The sequence below is a fragment of the Parasphingomonas zepuensis genome (assembly GCF_036663735.1).
GTDB lineage: Bacteria > Pseudomonadota > Alphaproteobacteria > Sphingomonadales > Sphingomonadaceae > Sphingomonas.
The window spans coordinates 60,205-76,749 of the sequence record NZ_JAXOJO010000004.1 but is presented as its reverse complement, the minus strand read 5'-3'; the positions used below and the strand labels follow the sequence as shown (position 1 = coordinate 76,749).

Here is a 16,545-nt window from a genome sequence, read left to right as displayed (position 1 = left end):
TTGCATTGGATATCGAAACAACTGGCCCTACCTGCCCGTTTTGCACGGCGCCGTGGACCGCCGAAATGCTGAATGAGCTGGCGCAGTTCTCGCAAGCCGGCGGATGCAGATGTTGTCTCGATACTTCCCACGATTCCGCGCCGTTGCCTCTTCCCACGCGTGATCTGTGTTGTGCCGCGTGCGATCGTCCGATTTATTACAAGCCCTGATTTCCGGCGCGGTCCGTCGCGGCGCGATACGCGCCGCAAGGATCGGGCGTCGGGCACCATGTGGCGATGGAAGCGCCGGAGCAGCTGACCAAGGCGCTGGTGCTTTTCCACGACCTGCCGCCTGGCGACTGGCGGATCCCGTCCCGATCGACCGGGATTTCGCGGCGGGCCCGCATCGATTCAACCATCGCCTGAAACATGGGATCGTACGCGCGGACGGGTGCTGTGCCGGCCCTGCCCCGCTCTTTCACACGACCGGAAAATGCTGCCCGGTGGTCCAGCGCTGTCATGGCGAAGCGTCGCCCCGTTCCGCGTATTTCTTCCCTGTTAGTGGATAACAGGGTAAACGACCTACAAGCCGTTGAAAACGAAAGAGGATTTTACCATAAAAATCCAACATAACAGGGGCGGAAAAATATCGGCCGAATAGCAGGGCCAAGGCCCGAGTCGCTGTTGGAGTTTCCGCTACTCCTCAGCGCCCCATCATACGGGCGATCTAGCGAATCTCGTCCAGTTTGCGCAGGATATCCGACATCACTTCAAGCGCGGTTGCGAGCTTGTCGGGATCGATGTCAGCCAGGACTTCGCGGCGCAGCTGGTTGGTGATTTCCATCAGATCGGCGATCACCTGCGTGCCCTTGCGCGTGATGCGATTGGTCGTGACGCGCCGGTCGCTCTCGCGCTGATGGCGCTCGATCAGCCCGTCGCGCGCCAGCGCATCGAGCATCCGCACCATCGTCGGCCCTTCGACCGAGATGTGGTGCGCCAGCTCGCTCTGAGTCAGCTCGTCGGCGGTGAAGGCGACGAGGTATAGGGTTTCCCACCGCGCCATGGTCTGGCCCGTCACCTTCACCCGCTCGTTGGCGAGCTTGCGCCAGCGCCGCGCCGCGGTGACGATCGAGCGCGTCGTGCGGAAATACTCGTCATCTTCGCGCGATGACGAGACATGCGTATGATAGTTCAGCAGGTGTCGATCTGCATTTTCGACCGAATCGCCGTGCTTGCCGCCCCCGCGCGCAGCAGCTGCGCGGCGCGCCACAAACGGCTTCGGGCCACGCTTCTGTTGAGAGCGCGGCACGCCGCGGCCGGTCTCGCTCATTGTCGTTCGTATCTTGTCACGCTCACCATCATCCGTACCTTAGTCCTACGTCCCGCGAGTGACAAATTGCGCTGCAATCAGGCGTCCAGGTCCGTCAGGACCGCACCCGTCGCCATCGACTGGACATCGCGGCGATAGATGCCGAGATAGCCATCCGCCGGCACGGCATAGGCATTGGTGCCGCCGCCCCGCCGCGCGAGTTCGTCGCTCGACACGTCCAGGTCCAGCTGGCGCTTCGCGATGTCGATGACGATGCGGTCGCCGTCCCTGACGCGGCCGATCGCGCCGCCCACCGCGCCCTCCGGCGCCACCTCGGCGATGGTCAGTCCCTTCAGGCACAGGCCCGAAAGCTGGCCGTCCGTGACGAAGGCGACCTCCTTCGCAAGGCCGGCCGCGTCGATGGCGAACAGGACATGGCTGGCGCCGCCACCCATCGCGGGACCGCCCTTCAGGCCCTGCCCGTGAAGCACCAGCACATCGCCGGCAACGATATCGCCCGCCTTGATCGCCGCCATCGCATCGGGCGTGTTGTCGAACACGCGGGCACGTCCGGTGAATTCCTCCGGCCGCGATCCGTCGCGAATGCCCAGCTTCACCACCGCGCTCTCCGTGGCCAGGCTTCCGCGCAGGATCGCGATCGCTGGACCGGCCGAGACGGGTGAGTCCACCGGTCGGATGATCTCGGCATTGCCGATCGTCACGTCCGCCAGATCCTCGCGCAGCGTCTTGCCGGTTGCGGTGACAACCCCGGTGTCGATCAGGCCTTCGAGCTGTTTGAGCACGGCCTGCGCCCCGCCCGCATCCTCGAACTGTTCGATCCGCACCGCGCCGTTGGGACGGACGGCGCTCAGGATCGGGACCACGCGCCCCATCTCCTCCCAGATCCGGAACAGGTCGAAATCGGTGCGCCCTTCGACCGCCGTCGCCTGGAGATGCTTGATCGCGTTGATCGATCCGGACACTGCCAGCACCATCGCCGCGGCGTTGCGAAACGCGCCTTCGGTCATGATCGCGCGCGGTGTCAGCCCTTCCTCGACCATGCGGACGATCCGGGCGCCCGCCTCGCGCGCCTTGTCGAACATCTTTTCGCTGTTGGCGCGCACGGGCGCGGATCCCGGCATGCACATGCCCAGGGCTTCGACCACGCAATGCATCGTGTTCGCCGTCGCCATCCCGGCGCACACGCCCGGGCCCAGGATCGCCTGTTCGGCCATCGCCTCCATCGAATGCTTGCCCGGCTTGCCCAGTGCCGCGCCGACGCCGCCCGAGAAAAGATCCTCGATGTCGATATGCTCGCCGTCGATCATGCCCGACGCCTGATAGCCACCGATCACCAGCAACGTGGGGATGTTCAGCCGCATCGCCGCCATCAGATGACCCGGCGGCGTCTTGTCGCACGAGGTGAGGCAAACCATGCCGTCGAGCATCGCCGCCTCGACCTGAGCCTCGATGTCGTTGGTCACCAGATCGCGGGCCGCCAGAATGTAACTTCCTTTCTTGGCCGCGCCGGTGATGAAATCGGATGGGGCGGTCGTTCGCACTTCGAACGGAATACCGCCGGCGGCGCGAATCGCCTCTTTCACCACCTTCGCCACGCCATCCAGGTGCGCGAAGCACACCGCCAGTTCGGAGGAGGAATTGACCACCGCGATCTTCGGCTTTTCCATATCGGCCGCGGTGAGGCCAAGCGCGCGCCAATGGGCACGGCGGACCGGTGTATTGGCGGCGAGGCTACGGAGTGTCATCGGAGGTTCCTCATGAAAATCAGGATGCAAGGACAGGATCGGCGGGCAGGATCGGCCTGGGCCGGGTGCGTTTCACGACCACGCCGATGGTGATCGCCGACACGGCGAGCACGGCGGGGCAGATCGCCAGGATCGCAAAGCTCCGCACGATCGGCAGGCCGCTCGACAGGACATAGGCGCCGATCACCGGACCGCCGATGCCGCCCAGCTTCGCCACCGACGTCGCCCATCCGCCGCCATTGGCGCGGATCGCGCTGGGATAGAACACGCTGGCGATCGACAGGATGCCGAAATGCGCGCCGCCGATGAAGGTGGTCGACAGCGCCGACAGGATCAGGAAGCTATTCGGCGTCATCGGCAACAGGCCGACCGCGAGCAGCAACGGTGCCGCGACCAAGGGATAGACCGCGACCGCGAACGGGCCGAAACGATCGGTGAACCGCATCAGGATCAGGCCGAGGACCGCGCCCATCACTCCCGACAGCGAGGATATATAGGCCGCCGTATCGCGGCTGAACGCCAGGTCCTCATAGACCAGCGGCCCCCAATTGGCCTTGAAATAGACGGCAAGCGTGCTGGCGATATAGCCGGCCCATAACAGGGGCGTGAGCCATGCCAGATGCCCCTCGAACAATTTCGACACGCGGAAATTGCCGGTGTCGACGCGCTCGTCATCGAGGACGAACCGGTCCTGCGCCGTTGCGCCGATCGTGGGATCGAGCTCGTTGAGCGTCCGCGCGATCAGGTCCGGCCGCATCTGCCTGCTCGTCAGGAAGCGCACCGATTCAGGCAGGCCACGCATCAGCAGGATGGCGCACAGCAACGTGCCGATGCCACCGAAGGCGAACACGCCTTCCCATCCGAAATGCGGCGCCAGCCACACCGTGACCGGGCCGGCGATCGAGCTGCCCAGGCTGTAGCCCATCATGATGATGGTAACGACGGTGGAGCGCATCTTCGACGGGACATATTCGATGTTCAGCGCCCAGGCGATCGGCAGCATGCCGCCGATCGCGAAGCCGTCCAGGAACCGCAAGACCAGCAACGCCTCGTAAGTCCGGGCAAACGCCGTGGCGGTCGTCAGTATCCCGAACGCAAATGCGGCGGCGACGATCGTGCGCCGCCGGCCGATCCGGTCGGCGATATAGGCGAAGGCGAAACCGCCGATCATCATCCCGGTGATGCCGATCGAGAAGATATGGCCGAGCTGGATCTGGTCGAGGCTCAGTTCGTCGCGCATCCACGGCGCCGTGTAGCTGATCATCATCATGTCGAAGCCATCGAACACGGTGATCAGCCACGACAGCGCGATCAGCTTGTAGTTGAACGGCCCGAGACGGCGGCCGTCGATCAGACGGGCGACGTCGAGGATCCGTGGTGTTTCGGCCATCAACTCTCTCCTCGCCACCGTCTCAATCGGTCGGAATCAGGACCGCGCCCTTCGCCATGGGCTGCACGTCACGACGATAGACGGCGAGATAGCCGGTCGCCTCATTGGCATAAACGCCCTCCACCCATGGGCGTGCGGCAAGCTCTTCCGCCCTCACGTCGAGGTCGATGCGGCGTTCCGGTATGTCGATCACGATGCGGTCTCCATCGCGCACCCGCGCAAGCGGCCCCCCGACCGCCGCCTCGGGCGAGACCTCCGCGACGGTCAGTCCCTTGAGGCACAGGCCGGACAATTGGCAGTCGGTGATGAAGGCGATGTCGCGCGCGAGCCCGGCGGCGTCGATCGCGAACAGCACCAGGCTCGCGCCCCCGCCCATCGCCGGCCCGCCCTTCGGCCCCTGCCCGCGCAGGATGACGACGTCGCCCTTGGCGATATCCTGCGCCGCAATCGCCGCCATCGCGCTCGGCGTGTCTTCGAACACGCGTGCCGGTCCCTCGAAATAGTCCGGCCGCTTCGGATCGCGTACGCCGAGCTTCACCACCGCGCTTTCCGGCGCCAGGCTGCCTTTCAGGATCGCGATCGAGGGCCCCTCGGAAATCGGGTTGTCGAGCGGGCGGATGATGTCGCTGTCGCCGACCGGCTCGGCCTCGAGCACTGCGCCCAGCGACATGTTCATGCAGGTCTGCACGTCGAGATCGAGGATCGGCGCAAGCCGCTTCATCGTCGCCGCGGCGCCACCCGCATCCTCGAACTGCTCGATGCGGACCGGGCCGTTGGGCCGCACCGCGCTCAACACCGGTACCTTGCGGCCGACCTCGTCCCAGATCGCGAACAGATCGGCATCGCTGCCGGCCTCGACCGCGATCGCCTGCAGATGCTTGATCGCATTGATCGATCCCGACACCGCCAGCGTCACCGCGGCTGCGTTGCGAAAGGCGGCTTCGGTCAGGATCGTTCGCGGCAGCAGTCCCTCGTTCACCATCGCGACGATGCGCGCGCCGGCCTCGCGCGCCTTGGCAAACATCTTTTCGCTGTTGGCGCGGACCGGCGCGGATCCGGGAATGCACATGCCCAGCGCCTCGACCACGCAGTGCATCGTGTTTGCGGTCGCCATGCCGGCGCAGACGCCCGGCCCACGCACCGCCTGCGGCACCATTTGCTCGATCGGAAATTTCGGCGCCTTGCCGACCCGCTCGGCGATGGTGCCCGACCAGAGATCCTCCAGATCGACATGCTGGCCGTCGATCATGCCCGATGCCTGGTAGCCGCCGATGACGAGAATCGTCGGGATGTTCAGCCGCGCCGCCGCCATCAAATGGCCCGGAGGCGTCTTGTCGCACGATGTGAGACAGACCATGCCGTCGAGCAGCGCCGCCTCAACCTGCACTTCGATGTCGTGCGTGACGATGTCGCGCGCAGCGAGGATGTAGCTGCCCTGTTTCGCGGCGCCGGTGATGAAGTCCGACGGCGCGGCGGTCCGCACTTCGAACGGGACGCCGCCCGCGGCGCGGATCGCCTCCTTCACCACCTTCGCCACGCCATCGAGATGGGCATAGCAAATGGCCAGTTCGGACGATGAATTGACCACGGCGATCTTCGGCTTGGCCATATCCGCCTCGCTCAGGCCCAGCGCGTGCCAGTGGGCGCGGCGCGAGGGAGAATTGGCGGCGAGGCTGCGAAGTTCGGGCATTGAGCTCTCCTGTGAGCGGCCCGGTATTCCGGGTCCGGATATTGATCGACTATCTCAGCCAGCGGTCACCCCGACGGGGCTGGCCGCCGGATCGGCCGGATTGGGCGCATCGCCGTCCTGGAGGAACACCCCCTGCCCGCGCAGCGTCGATCGCAACTGTGCGACATCGAGCGCGCGCGGCTGGATGCCCGCCAGCGCCGCAAGCCCCGCCGCGGCGCCGGCAGCCTGGCCGGTAAGCCAGCATTGCGGAATCTCGCGCAGGAATCCATGCGAGTTAGCATCGCACGATATGTGACGCCCGCAGGCTAGCAACCCGTCCAGGCGACGCGGCACCAGCGCGCCATAAGGAACCGAGATAACCGGGAATTTCGGCGACACCGAGGGACTGACGCCCACCTCCTCGGCATGCGCCACACCGCTCGACCACCCTGCCCGTTCGATCCGGTCGAGCCCGACCAGCCGTCGTGTGTGCCGCACGCCCAGTTGCGGCGCACTCTGCAGCATATAGGCATCTGCAAAGCCAGGCGCGTTGGCGCGGAAGAAGTCGCAATGGCTCGCCATGAAGCGGTGCGACCGAATCTCGATCTCGGTCATCTCGTCGACGTCGAGCGCCGACAGGCCGGTCTGGCGCGGCCCCAGGAACAAGGCGATATCGTCGCGCCACGACACATAGGGAGCCTGAAAAAAGCCCAGCTCGCTGCGTCCGCGTTGCACGAAGGCGGCGTACCGCTCCGAATCGGCGGCGCGAAATTCCAGCCACTTCAGCATATCGACACCGCCCAGCATGAAGGCGGTATTCATCGCATGATGCGTGTCGGCGGGCTCGATATCATTGTCGAACTCGGCGCCGGCGCGCGCGAACATGTCGCCGTCGCCGGTCGCATCGACCAACACCTTGGCAAGCATCGCCTGGCGACCGCCCTTGCTTTCGAAATAGGCACCCTTGACGCAGCCATCCTCGACGATCGGTAGCGCGGCCCAGCCGTGGAACACCAGTCGCACCCCGGCCTCGATCAGCATCTCCTGGGATACCAGCTTAAGCCTCTCGGGGTCGATCGTCGGCGACCATGCGACGATGCCGTGAAAGGCCGCCGTGCGCTGCTGCCAATAGGCGGCCAGCGCCGGATCGCGCGATCCCCATTGGTTCGGACCCGGCCCGGCCACACTCTCGGGCGGCATTCGCGACAACAGATCTTCGGCGAATCCGCGAATTACGGGGCGCCCGTCCCAATCCGTCATCCGGTCGATCCAGATGACAAGTCCCCCGGTCGAAAGGCCGCCCAGATGGTTGTACCGCTCCAGCAGGACGACATCCGCGCCGGTCTTTGCCGCAGCATAGGCGGCCGCCGAGCCGGACGGCCCCCCGCCCACCACCAGCACGTCGCACTGATGATAGATCGGCACGTCCCGCGCCGATTCGTGATGCGTGCCCGTCCCGTTGCGCGGTGGCAGGATACGCTCGCGTTTCTCGAAAAGATCCGACGTCAGGATGCGATCTTCGCTGCGTTCTACGCTGCGGACCTCCGGATTTTCTGGTTGGTCGGACATGCGCCTCGCTATCGTTCCCTCCGGCGGCGTCGATGCCGCGCCGGATTTATTAGGTAGCTTTGTATCTTTCATATCGCGCTGTCAATGCCGCGCCGTTCAGCTTTGAAAAAGCGTCTACATCATTGTATTTGTGCATTTAAATAAAATTAATCTCCGCGATCTAATTTACGTAGCAAAGTACCAATCTATTTGGTAGCTTCCTTCCCAAGCGACGAAGCGCGCTGTTTCAGGAGAGGATCTACGCCATGACCTTCCACCGCAATTTTGCACGCTGCAGTGCCAGCGCCATCGCCATGATGACGGCCCTCGGCGTGACTTCCACGACCGCGGCACAAACCACGCCGGCCCCTGCTTCGACCACACCCGCCGCAACGCCGGCAATGCCCGTTCAGGAAACCGAGGCGGACGCCACCAGCATCGAGCGTGACATTGTCGTCACCGGGTCTCGCCTGGGCGGTGGCTTCTCCTCGCCCTCCCCCGTATCGGTGATCGGTACGGCGCGGCTCGATCAGCGTGGTATCGCCAACGTCGCCGATGCCTTGAACGAAGTGCCCGCATTTCGCGCCTCGAACAGCCCGGCGTCGGGCGAGCTCAATCCCAGCGCAGGCTATGTCGGCGGGCGCATCCTCGATCTGCGCGGGCTCGGCGCGGTCCGCACGCTCACGCTCGTCGACGGCAAGCGCTTCGTGCCCTCGACCACTCAGGCGACGGTCGATACCAACATGATCCCGTCGATCCTGCTCGAGCGCGCAGAGGTCGTGACGGGCGGCGCATCGGCGCAATATGGTTCGGATGCGGTCGCCGGCGTCGCCAACCTGATCCTCAATCACAAGCTGAACGGGATCCGGGCGTCGGCGCAGACCGGTATCACAAAATATGGCGACAACAGCACCACCACGCTGGGCCTTGCGGCGGGCGTACAGCTGGGCAGCTCGGTGCACCTCGTCATCGGTGGCGAATATGAACATAGCGACGGCGTCGGTGACTGCCAGGCACGCCCGTTCTGCCGTACCGAAGTGCTCAATTTCGGGCGCAATCCCGGATACCTTCAATTGCCAGCGAACAACATCCTCGGCGATATCCGTCCGTCGACCGTCCCCTTCAACGGCGTCACCGTGCCCCCCAGTTCCGCCTATGCCGGCCGCGCGACTCCAGTATTGCGGCCGATCGACGGCATCACGTTCGGCGCGGACGGCACACCGCGCCGCTTCCAATATGGCTCGCTGGTCAACAACCTCTACATGGTCGGCGGCGAGGGCGAGGGACAGAATGCCTATTTCAAGGACCTGTACTTCGGCGCACCTCTGGAACGTTATGCGGTCACCGCCAACGTCGATTGGGAGGCATCGCCCGATCTGATCTTCTCGCTGATGGGCAATTACGGCCATCTTCGCTCCGACTATAGCGCGACGGTCTATCGCAACACCGCGATCACCATCCGCAACGACAATCCGTTCATTCCGCGGTCGGCCGATCCCACGCTCGATATCCCGACATTGCTCAGCCAGGGCAATCTCACCTCGTTCCAGATCGGCAAGGGCTTCACCGAACTCGGGCGGCCGAGCATCCGGACGAACAACGATCTCTATCGCGTCGTCGCCTCCGTGAAGGGCACGATCTCGCCGCGGTTCGACTGGGACGCCTATTACCAGTTCGGCCGCAACGAATTCCGCAACGACATCACCAACCACACGATCAGCGCGCGGATGCTGCGCGCGCTCGATGCCGTTTCGAACGGCGCGGGCCAACCCGTCTGCCGCGTCAATGCCGATGCCGATCCCAACAACAACGATCCCGCATGCGTCGCCTTCAATCCGTTCGGGCAGCAGTCCAGCCAGGCGGCCCGCACCTATGTGACCGCCAATGGCTTCCAGACCAACATCACCACTCAGCACGTGGCGGCCGCCAATGTGCGCGGGAAACTGTTCGATCTGCCGGCCGGCGCGGTCGCGGTCGCGGTCGGTGGCGAATATCGGTCGGACAAGGTCGCTGGTGATGCGGACGCACTGTCGCGGTCGCTCGCCTTCTTCTCCGCCAACGGATCGCGCGTATCGGGCAAGATCGAGGTGGTGGAAGGTTATGTCGAAGGGGAAATCCCGGTGTTCCGGGATCAATCATTCGCGAACGAGCTCAGCTTCAACGGCGCCGTGCGCCGCACTCGCTACAGCCGGTCGAGCGATCTGGTGGCTTCGTCCAGCCTGAGCGTCACGACCTATAAATATGGCGGAGTCTACGAACCGATCCCGGCGATCCGCTTTCGTGCCACCAAGTCGCGCGATATCCGGGCGCCGAACGTGAGCGAGCTGTTCGGTCCGACCACCGTGATCAGCGGCATCGTGACCGATCCGTCGCGCGGCGGGGCGCAGACCAATCCGCGCATCTTCAGCGGTTCGAACGCGGCGCTGCGACCGGAGCGCGCCGACACCTTCACGGCCGGCATCGTGCTCAAGCCGTCCGGCGGCTTTCTCGGTCGGTTCCGCGCCTCGGTCGATTATTACGAGATCAAGGTAAACGATGCGATCGCCACGCTCGGCCAGCAGAATATCGCGACCCGCTGCTTCCAGGGCCTGCAGGCCAGCTGCAACCTGATCGAGCGCGGCCCGGACGGCAGCATCACGCAAGTCACCGACGTGCTGCAGAACGTCAATCAGATCATCAACCGCGGCATCGATGCAGAGATCGAATATCGTCAGCCGCTCGGCTCGCTCGGTGATCTCAACTTCCGCCTGCTGACGACCTATGTGAAGGACTTCATCACCGTCGATGCAATTGGCCCGACCGAACGCGCCGGCCAGACCGGTCTGCGCGGCGGTACGCCGGCGGGTCTGCCCGATCTCGTGCTTGATGGACTGGTGAGCTGGACCAAGGGCAATTTCACCCTGAACGCGCATGGCCGCTACATCAACAAGGGCTTCTACAACGCCGCATTCGTCGGCGCCGAGCAGGATGGGTATGATATCACGCTCGTCAACAGCTCGAACACCAACGCCGTGCCTGCACGCGGCTATCTCGATCTGCTCGCCCAGTACAAGGTCGACTATGGCCCCGATCGTGCCTTCACCGCGTTTCTAGGCGTCGACAACCTGACCAACACCGCGCCACCGCTCAACCCGGGATCGCACGGAACCGGCAACAGCATCATCTTCTCGCCCTATGGGCAGACGTTCAAGGCGGGTTTTCGGGTGAACTACTGAAGGTTCGGGTTGCCGCCAGGACCGGGCTCATACGCCTGGCGGCACCCGGGCGTATGAGCCCTAAGCCAGTCCTTCGGGCTGGTTATCGAATCCGGGCGGCTGGAAGACGTACCGTCGCCCGACATGCCCCCTCAGGACACGACCTCCGCCAATTTTCGCGTCTCCGGCGCCGCATCCGCTGAAGCCGTGCGGCGGTTGGTTGGAACCGACAGGCCCAGATTGCCGCGCAGCGTGGTGTGTTCATAGTCAGTGCGGGATAGCCCCCGCGCCTGCAGCAATGGCACGACCTCTTCGGTAAAGCGGCGGAACTGGCTTGGGTGGCCGGCATGGACGTTAATGCCGTCGAACGCACGACCCTCGAACCAGCGCTCGATCTCATTGGCCACCGTCTCGGCCGATCCGACGAACGGGCTGGTGAACTGGTCCCGCTGAAACTCGATCGTTTTACGCAATGTGAGGCCACGGTCCCGCGCAAGTTCGGTGATGTGCTTCGCCTGAGTGAAGAAGCTGCTCTTCGCATGTTCGAGCGTCTCGACCGGGAACGGGGCGTCGAGATCATATTGGCGGAAGTCATGCCAGCCGAAGGCGCGGCCGAATTCCGCCAGCGCCTGCTCGAAACTCTGGTCGATGCGGCGGTGCTGGCGCTCGATCTCACGGGCCTCCTCGTCGGTGTCGCCGACGGTGATCGAAAAGCCCGGCAGGATCACGATCTGGTCGGGATCACGGCCAAGCGCTTCCGCACGCTGCTTCAGGTCGGCGTAGAATGCCTGGCCCTGCTCGATCGTCCGGGCGTGCGTGAAGATCGCATCCGCCACGGTCGCGCCAAGCGTGCGGCCCTGATCTGAATCGCCGGCCTGGAAGATTACCGGCTCGCCCTGCGGCGAGCGCTGGATGTTGAGCGGGCCGACAACCGAGAAATATTCGCCCTTGTGGTTGAGCGCGTGCAGCTTGGTCTTGTCGAGGAACACGCCGGTCGTCCGATCGCGCACCAGCGCATCGTCCTCATAGGAGCGCCACAGCCCGCGGACGACATCGAGATATTCGAACGCACGGCCATAGCGGGTGGCATAATCATAATGCTCCTCGCGCCCGTAATTGCCCGCGGTGCCGGCGTCGCCGCTCGTCACGACGTTCCAGCCGGCGCGGCCCTTGCTGATCAGGTCGAGCGAGGCAAGACGGCGCGCGAGGTTGAAGGGATCGTTGTACGATGTGGTAAGCGTGCCGACGAGGCCGATATGGCTGGTCGCCACCGCCAGCGCCGAAAGCAGGGTCAGCGGCTCCAGCCGGTTGAGATAATGGGGCGGCGAATCCGCGGTGATGAACTGGCTGTCGACGATGAAGACGAGATCGAACTTCGCGGCCTCGGCCTGTCGGACGATGTCGATATACCAGTCGATATTGACGCTGGCGTCGACCGGGATTTCCGGGTCGAGCCACCGGTTGGTCTGGCCGGGGCCGCCGACGCCGGTGGTCACCAGTCCGAGTTTGATCTGCCGCTTGGCCATGGCAATCTTTCCTTGCGTTGAGGATCAGAGTTTTTCGAAATGCGGCGCGACCTGCACCGGCCTGGCGAGCAGGCCGGCGGCGTGGAACAGGTCGGCGATGCCCTGTTCCTCGGCGATCAGCCCGGCATCGATCGGCACCGGCACATTGATGCTGCGGTTGAGGTACCGCCGCGTCGCCGCAATCGGCATGCCGGTCTGCTGAGTCAGCATCTTCGCATAGTCGTCGCGGTGGGTTTGGCCCCAGGTCCGCGCGGCGGCGAAGCGCATGGTCAGATCGATGAGCAACGGCCGCTTGTCGCGCAACGACGCTTCGGTGCCGAAGATGAAACCCAGCCCCGGCGTTAGCGATCGGTCGATCGGCACGATCCGCATTCCGTCGCTCAATTCTCCGATAGCGGCGTACGGGTCCCAGATTGCCCAGGCATCGACCGCACCGCTGGTCAGGGCCGCGCGACCGTCGCTCGGGCTGAGGAACTTGATGTCGATCGCGGTGAGCGGTTTGCCGAGCCGCTTCAGCCCGGCCAGCAGCAGATAATGGCCGATCGAGCCACGCGGCGTCGCGACGCGCTTGCCGAGCAAGTCCTCGAACCCGCGGATCGACGACGTGCCGGGCACCATCACCGTGGTCGCGTCGCCCTTGATCCGGAACGCAGCGATCGCCTTCACCCCGGCGTTCGCCTGGAGGCTGAAGATGAACGGCGCATCACCCCCGGCACCCGTGTCGATCGCGCCGGCCCCCAGCGCCTCGATCAACGGCGCGGCATTGGGGAATTGAGCCCATTCGATCTTGTACGGCACGTCCTTGAGCTGCCCGGATGCCTCCAGCAAAGCCTGGATTCCGCCGCGCTGATCGCCGATCACGAGTGTACTGGATGATCCCTTTACGCAGGCCGAGAGAAGCCCGGCGGCACCGATTGCTAAGGCGCTGCGACGCGACAATGGCGTGTTCAGTGGCATGACAATATCCTTGGGAATACGCATCAGAAGCGGGTCTTGAGCGTGATGCCGTAGGTGCGCGGCTCGCCGACGCCGACCTGCGTGATCCCCCAGGTCGCGTTGACCGTGGAGGTGGTCAGATAACCCTTGTCGAGCAGGTTGCGCGCCCAGACCGCGATATCCCAGGACCCGTCCGAGGCGCGCAGGCCCAGCTGCGCACCGACCAGGGCATAACCCTTGATCTTCGTGAACGGATCGTCGTTGACCGCGGAGAAGAAGGTCGAGCGATAGCTGACGTCCGCGGCGGTGTAGCCGACCAGCCCGTTGCTCAGCGGCGCTTCGTAGCGCGCCTGGGCCGAGCCCGCCCATTTGGACGTGCCCGACAGCCGCTGGCCCGAGATGTCGCACGACGTCTGGTAGGACAGCAAGAACGGGCAGATCGCGTTGGTGTAGCGCACATATGTGGCGTCAGTGTAGGTGCCCGAGGCGCTAAGGTTCAGGCCGGTGGCGACGTTGGCGCGCAGATCCACCTCGACACCGCGGCTGCGCACCTTGCCGGCGTTGCCGAGATAGCCGATGCGGTTGGACACGTCGTAGAGATTGGCCTGGTAATTCTGGTCGATCGTCCAGAATAAGGCGGTGTTGAACTGCAGCTTCCGATCGAACAGCTGCGTCTTCAGCCCGATTTCATAGGCATCGACTTTCTCCGGCTCGACGAAGATGTTGATGCCGGCGTTCCTCCGGACGAGGTTGATGCCCGCCGACTTGTAGCCGCGCGAATAGTTCGCATAGGCGTGGATATCGTCACCGATCTCCTGGTTGACGCTGAGCAGCCACGAAACCGTGCCCTTCGACCGGCTGGCCTCATAGGCGCCGCCCGAGGGAGCATAAGAGGCGCGGATCGCGGCGGCAGTCGCCTGATAGGCGACGGGCAGGCTTTCAATGGGCGCGACGATGCCGACCTGGACCGCGTTGTAGCTGCCCGCCTTCTTCTCATAGGTATAGCGCAGGCCACCGGTCAGGCTGGTGCTGGGCGTGACGTGCCAGGTTGCCTGGCCATAAGCAGCATAGCTGTTGGTCGAGGGGTCGAGGTAGCTGAACGTATCGAGCCCATTCAGCAGAGCATCGGGCGCGGACGGGCCAAAATACCATTTGGCGGCGTCCTTGTTGAACGACAATTCCTGTTTGAGATCGGCCTTCTGCCAGAAATAATACAGCCCTGCGGTATATTCGATCGTGCCCCCGCTCGGAGAGGTGAGGCGCAGTTCCTGGCTGAACTGTTTCTGGTTGGTGGCGACAGTGGCCTGGCCGAGCACGTCCGCGCCGAACTGATCGCCGTCCCAGTTGGGAATCCATTTCCAGAAGCGCCCCGCGGTAATCGAGGTCAGCGTGTGCCCGCCGAGCGAGGCGTCGATGCGCGCGGTGACGCCCCCGCTGGGCATCTCGATCGCCTGCGAGCCGTTGATATCGGTACGGCGCTGATAGGGATCGACCGCGATCGGCGTGTAGCCGACATCCGCGGCGTGCGCGTAGAAACCCTTGGAAGGCGCCCCATTGCCAAGCGTCGTCGGCAGCACCTGGCCCGATAGGTAGAAGCCCATATTGCCGGTCTGCCGCGCATAGTCGCCGGTCAGGCGGAACGTCAGCGTGTCGCTGGGCTTCCACAGCAGATCGGCCTTGACCGAGACATTCTCGTAATTGTCCCAGTCCTTCTTTTGCGTGGTGTTGTAGATCGTCCCGTCGCGCGCGGCGACGAGGCCGCTGAGGCGGATCGCGAGATTGTCGGTGAGGCCGCCCGATACAGACGCCTGCGCGCGCATATAGTTATAATTGCCTTAAGTGAGGTCAGCCAACACCTCCGGGGTGAAGCTGGGCAGCTTCGTGCGCACATCGATCGCGCCCGCCACGGTGTTCTTGCCGAACAAAGTGCCCTGGGGTCCGCGGAGCACCTGGACGCTCTCGATATCGATCTGGTCGTTGATCACGGTGCCGGTGCGCGGACGGTAAACGCCGTCGATATAGAGGCCCACGCCCTGATCGAGCCCGTCATTGGTGCCGCCCGAATTGGTGCCGAGCCCGCGGATCGTGATCGTCTGGTTTCGGCCGCTAAAGCCCTGGATCGTGACGCTCGGCGTGAAATAGGCCAGGTTCTTCAGGCTGGTCTGGCCGCCGACGCCGTCGATCTGCGCCGCGGACAGCGCAGTGATCGCGATCGGAACGTCCTGCAGCGTCTCGTTCTTGTAGCGCGCCGTGACGAGGATGTCCTCGCCGGGAGCGTCAGTTTCCGGTGGCGTCGCCGAAGGATCGGGCGTGGCGGGAGTGTCGGCCGCATAAGCCGGGGTCAGCGCTGTCGCGGCGAGCAACAGTATCAGCGTGGACGCGGCAGTGCGTGAGGGTCGAGCGTACATTGATGATCCCTGTTCAGAATTTTTGGAAAGGGCAGCCGACGATCGGCCGCACTTCTCTGTTTCCCGCGACGGTTGCCGCGGGATCATGTGGTCTTGGTCGGGAGTGGTGGTCTGCTAGGTGCGGGGAACCGCGCTGCTCATTCGCATGGGATACCTCGAATGTTCATGCCGCGGCGGCGGCGGGGACAAGCGTTTCGTGATCGAGCGCGCGTCGCACCGAAGCTCGGGCGAACAGCGCATCGGTGCGATCGGCAAAACTGGGGAAGGTGGCGCGATCGATTCCCAGCCCGTCAGCCCAGCGGCGAACGACCAGGGCATAGGCATCGACCGCGCCGAAGCGGTCGCCGATCAGGAATGGTGATGCGGTGGCGGCCGAGCGGGCCTCGAATTCAGCGAGCGCGGCGGCAAACGCGGTGCGGCCGGGCGCTTCGAGCGCGAGGCGTATTGCGGGATCGTCGGTATAGCGTTCTGGACGGCGCACCTGGGCCAGGGCGATATGCACCGTGCTGGCGATCCAGCTCATCAGCGCAAAGGCCCGCGCCCGCTCGGTCGGTTCGGTCGGCAGCAGGCCGGCGTCCGGATAGCGATCGGCGATCCAGCCGAGGATCGCGATCACCTCGTAAATCGGCGTGCCATCGACGACCAATGTCGGCACGCGGCCGCGCGGGTTGATGGCGCGATAGGCGGGCGTGTGCTGCTCGCCAGCGGCCAGCCGGACGAGCACCGGCTGGAAGTCGGCTCCGGCTTCCTCCAGCGCGACGAGCGGGGCGAAGGCCGAGCTGTTTGGGGCGAAATAAAGGGAAATCGACATCTTGGTCCTT

The 16,545-nt window shown here is 64.5% G+C and carries 12 protein-coding genes; 2 read left to right on the top strand and 10 right to left on the bottom strand.

Annotated elements, in window-relative coordinates; translation table 11 throughout:
- Window positions 1-269: 269 nt before the first annotated feature.
- Window positions 270-404 carry a hypothetical protein gene (locus U1769_RS15490; RefSeq protein ID WP_332717758.1) on the top strand — a complete coding sequence of 45 codons (135 nt, stop codon included), beginning with the start codon at window positions 270-272 and terminating at the stop codon, window positions 402-404.
- A gap of 301 nt (window positions 405-705) precedes the next feature.
- On the opposite strand, the gene U1769_RS15485 is transcribed toward U1769_RS15490, so the two are convergent.
- The 5 genes from U1769_RS15485 to U1769_RS15465 all read right to left on the bottom strand — a co-directional run bounded on the left by U1769_RS15485 (window position 706) and on the right by U1769_RS15465 (window position 7,681).
- The gene (locus U1769_RS15485) at window positions 706-1,308 is read right to left on the bottom strand and encodes a MarR family winged helix-turn-helix transcriptional regulator (RefSeq protein WP_332717756.1); all 603 of its coding nucleotides are present in this window, start codon (window positions 1,306-1,308) and stop codon (window positions 706-708) included.
- Window positions 1,309-1,385: 77 nt separating this feature from the next.
- On the bottom strand, window positions 1,386-3,053 hold the full coding sequence (locus U1769_RS15480; protein WP_332717754.1) for a dihydroxy-acid dehydratase domain-containing protein: 1,668 nt from the start codon (window positions 3,051-3,053) through the stop codon (window positions 1,386-1,388).
- Window positions 3,054-3,072: 19 nt separating this feature from the next.
- Window positions 3,073-4,443, bottom strand: coding sequence for an MFS transporter (locus U1769_RS15475; RefSeq protein WP_332717752.1), 1,371 nt, complete (start codon window positions 4,441-4,443; stop codon window positions 3,073-3,075).
- A gap of 22 nt (window positions 4,444-4,465) precedes the next feature.
- Window positions 4,466-6,133 carry a dihydroxy-acid dehydratase domain-containing protein gene (locus tag U1769_RS15470; protein WP_332717749.1) on the bottom strand — a complete coding sequence of 556 codons (1,668 nt, stop codon included), beginning with the start codon at window positions 6,131-6,133 and terminating at the stop codon, window positions 4,466-4,468.
- Window positions 6,134-6,187: 54 nt separating this feature from the next.
- Complete coding sequence (locus tag U1769_RS15465) at window positions 6,188-7,681, bottom strand: FAD-dependent oxidoreductase (protein WP_332717747.1); 1,494 nt, start codon at window positions 7,679-7,681, stop codon at window positions 6,188-6,190.
- 293 nt (window positions 7,682-7,974) lie between these two features.
- On the opposite strand from U1769_RS15465, the gene U1769_RS15460 reads away from it, so the two are divergent.
- Entirely contained in the window at window positions 7,975-10,875 is a 2,901-nt protein-coding gene (locus U1769_RS15460) for a TonB-dependent receptor domain-containing protein (protein WP_332717745.1), read from the top strand.
- Window positions 10,876-11,006: 131 nt separating this feature from the next.
- Here U1769_RS15460 and U1769_RS15455 read toward each other — a convergent pair whose 3' ends face one another.
- The 5 genes from U1769_RS15455 to U1769_RS15435 form a co-directional block, all read right to left on the bottom strand.
- Complete coding sequence (locus U1769_RS15455; protein ID WP_332717743.1) at window positions 11,007-12,380, bottom strand: LLM class flavin-dependent oxidoreductase; 1,374 nt, start codon at window positions 12,378-12,380, stop codon at window positions 11,007-11,009.
- A 24-nt stretch (window positions 12,381-12,404) separates the two neighbouring features.
- A complete protein-coding gene (locus U1769_RS15450; RefSeq protein ID WP_332717741.1) occupies window positions 12,405-13,337 on the bottom strand; it encodes an ABC transporter substrate-binding protein in 933 nt (310 codons plus the stop codon).
- 23 nt (window positions 13,338-13,360) lie between these two features.
- Window positions 13,361-15,136: a TonB-dependent receptor gene (locus U1769_RS15445; RefSeq protein WP_332717739.1), complete on the bottom strand. Its 1,776-nt coding sequence runs from the start codon at window positions 15,134-15,136 to the stop codon at window positions 13,361-13,363.
- A gap of 15 nt (window positions 15,137-15,151) precedes the next feature.
- Entirely contained in the window at window positions 15,152-15,724 is a 573-nt protein-coding gene (locus U1769_RS15440) for a TonB-dependent receptor plug domain-containing protein (protein ID WP_332717737.1), read from the bottom strand.
- Between the two features lie 163 nt (window positions 15,725-15,887).
- Window positions 15,888-16,535, bottom strand: coding sequence for a glutathione S-transferase family protein (locus U1769_RS15435; protein WP_332717735.1), 648 nt, complete (start codon window positions 16,533-16,535; stop codon window positions 15,888-15,890).
- Window positions 16,536-16,545: the final 10 nt, after the last annotated feature.

What these genes read in the sequence shown, in the direction of transcription:
- U1769_RS15485 (WP_332717756.1), bottom strand. Translation starts at nt 1,308, where the DNA reads ATGAGCGAGACCGGCCGCGGCGTGCCGCGCTCTCAACAGAAGCGTGGC.
- U1769_RS15480 (WP_332717754.1), bottom strand. Translation starts at nt 3,053, where the DNA reads ATGACACTCCGTAGCCTCGCCGCCAATACACCGGTCCGCCGTGCCCAT.
- U1769_RS15475 (WP_332717752.1), bottom strand. Translation starts at nt 4,443, where the DNA reads ATGGCCGAAACACCACGGATCCTCGACGTCGCCCGTCTGATCGACGGC.
- U1769_RS15470 (WP_332717749.1), bottom strand. Translation starts at nt 6,133, where the DNA reads ATGCCCGAACTTCGCAGCCTCGCCGCCAATTCTCCCTCGCGCCGCGCC.
- U1769_RS15465 (WP_332717747.1), bottom strand. Translation starts at nt 7,681, where the DNA reads ATGTCCGACCAACCAGAAAATCCGGAGGTCCGCAGCGTAGAACGCAGC.
- U1769_RS15460 (WP_332717745.1), top strand. Translation starts at nt 7,975, where the DNA reads ATGATGACGGCCCTCGGCGTGACTTCCACGACCGCGGCACAAACCACG.
- U1769_RS15455 (WP_332717743.1), bottom strand. Translation starts at nt 12,380, where the DNA reads ATGGCCAAGCGGCAGATCAAACTCGGACTGGTGACCACCGGCGTCGGC.
- U1769_RS15450 (WP_332717741.1), bottom strand. Translation starts at nt 13,337, where the DNA reads ATGCCACTGAACACGCCATTGTCGCGTCGCAGCGCCTTAGCAATCGGT.
- U1769_RS15445 (WP_332717739.1), bottom strand. Translation starts at nt 15,136, where the DNA reads ATGCGCGCGCAGGCGTCTGTATCGGGCGGCCTCACCGACAATCTCGCG.
- U1769_RS15440 (WP_332717737.1), bottom strand. Translation starts at nt 15,724, where the DNA reads ATGTACGCTCGACCCTCACGCACTGCCGCGTCCACGCTGATACTGTTG.
- U1769_RS15435 (WP_332717735.1), bottom strand. Translation starts at nt 16,535, where the DNA reads ATGTCGATTTCCCTTTATTTCGCCCCAAACAGCTCGGCCTTCGCCCCG.